At 55.9% G+C, this 2,166-nt stretch carries 2 protein-coding genes; both read left to right on the top strand.

Annotation, left to right across the window (positions count from 1 at the left end):
• Positions 1 to 560, top strand: a 560-nt coding sequence (locus BEG40_RS21470) for a protein rep (protein ID WP_105286078.1), incomplete at its 5' end; no start/stop codon positions are given.
• Positions 561 to 1,681: 1,121 nt separating this feature from the next.
• Positions 1,682 to 2,166, top strand: a 485-nt coding sequence (locus BEG40_RS21465) for a protein rep (RefSeq protein WP_198600213.1), incomplete at its 3' end; no start/stop codon positions are given.

Genomic DNA, 2,166 nt, shown 5'->3' with positions numbered 1-2,166 from the left:
GCAAGGAGTTCCGGCCTGTGCAGGGCTGGATACGTACCACGGAAGTCACCCGCGGGAGCGACGGCAGCGCACACCCGCACTTCCACACCCTGATGATGGTGCCGCCTGGCATGCTAAATGGGAAAAGTTACGTCAGGCATGAACGCTGGGTTGAACTCTGGCGGGAGTGTCTGCGGGTCGATTATGACCCGAATGTTGATGTCCGGGCAGTGAAACCTCGTAAGCCGAAGGGCGGCGAATCGCTGGCCTGCGCGACCGCCGAACTGGTGCGCGGTGCGGTGGCCGAAACCCTGAAATATTCCACGAAGCCGGCTGACATGGTGGCCGATCCTGAATGGTTCCTCGAACTGACCCGCCAGACGCACAAGCGCCGCTTTGTGGCGACCGGCGGCGCACTCAAAGACGTGCTGAAACTCGATCAGGAAACTGACGCCGACATGGTGATCGGTGATGATATTTCCGAGGGCGACGATGACGGTTCACGAATCGCGTTCGAGTGGAAAACCGAGGTCAGAAAGTACCGTCGCTCACCGACGAAAGATAAAACTGAATCAGGCTAGCGGGGTGTCGGGGTGCACCCCTGACCAGATGGCAATTGTGATAGCGTCGCGTGTGACGGTATTACAATTACACATCCTGTCCCGAAAATTCCCGTCCCGAAAATTCCCGCCGTTTCTCGGTTTTTTGAGCGTCGCAGACCGCACGACAAACGAACCTAAGGTGAGTTTGTATAAGTGCGCACTTCGTGAGATTCCCTGACTGCCAGTTTGTCGATTGCGCGGAACGGCTGCGGCACGAAAACGGCAAAATGATTTACTCGCCGTTTGTGTGGGTTGTTTTGTGGGGTGTCAATGGGGTTGTGGTCTTTTTTGTGGGTTAAAGTGTGGGTGATTGTGTGGGCTGTGTGTTTTGAGTTGTGGGTGATTATGTGGGTCATTGTGTGGGCTGTATGCACGGCATTTTTTTGTTCTCCTAAAACACAGGCACGATAAGCGGCGTACACAAAACGGGGCGTTTCGCTCCGTCGCTTGTGCCAAAGGGGACACCCCTTTGCAACCCTGTGCGGTTCTACGAACCTGGTCAGGACTGCGCCCCGACACCCCGCCAACGCCTCACGGAACGCGAAAAAATTCCGCGTACCGTTCACCGTTCCCTGATTCGTCAAACAGAAAATCGCGGGGGCCCGCGCCTCCGGCGTGGGTTCCGATTTTGTGATTGACGACGGCACGGGAAAAACACTGGGGATGGTGGTTGGTGTCACGCAGTGAGGCCAACCACCTGCAAGACGGTTTTTTTTGTTGTTCACAAAATCGGGGTGAAAGTCTGTGGATGAGATGGGTGTAAGTGGGTGGGGTTGGGTGTTTTGGGTGACTGAAAATCCCGCTCAAAATTCAAGCGAATCTCGCGCGCGATCCTTGTATTTATACTTAAGGGATAACTCTAGGATTCAAATTCGCCTCCAGCCCTTGTGCCGCAAGGCCTGAAGGGGGATTTGTCGGAAAATGGTTTTGGAGTTATTCTGTCGGGAGTGGTCGCATTAAAAGCGACCCCCGCAACGAGGGCAATCGTTCGGGGGTGTGACCACCTGTAGGAATTCGAATTGGTGATACGACTAACACAACAGGTGATATGGCAATGATAACACGTCAGATGAGCCATCGCCCACTATCGGGTGGTGCGCATGAAAAACCCTGATCTCCAGAACCTCACGGACTATTCCCCCTCAGATGCGCCCTGGGACGCTCACAGAAGCGTTTCTGATGACGTGGGAGGGATTTACCTGCTTGCAGCCGAATATGAGCGCTACGGGGCGCGTATGGCCCTCTGTGGTGGTTTACTGCGTTTCGGGTGGTCTACCCTCAAGGAAACCGGAGAAACGCGTCTGAGGCTGCGTGAGGCGCATTTCTGCCGTGTCCGGCATTGTCCTGTCTGCCAGTGGAGGCGCTCCCTGATGTGGCAAGCCCGTTTCTACCAGTCCCTGCCGCGTATCGTGGCGGATTATCCCGATGCCCGCTGGATGTTCCTGACTCTGACCGTGCGCAACTGTGCGATCGGGGAGCTGGGCGAGATGCTGAACCGGATGAATGCAGCTTTTCAGCGCATGAAGGTTCGCAAGGAGTTCCGGCCTGTGCAGGGCTGGATACGTACCACGGAAGTCACCCGCGG

The organism is Escherichia sp. MOD1-EC5495 (assembly GCF_002965965.1).
Classification (GTDB): domain Bacteria; phylum Pseudomonadota; class Gammaproteobacteria; order Enterobacterales; family Enterobacteriaceae; genus Escherichia; species Escherichia ruysiae.
Note: the sequence above shows the minus strand (reverse complement) of the source record. Positions and strands in the feature narration are given on the sequence as shown.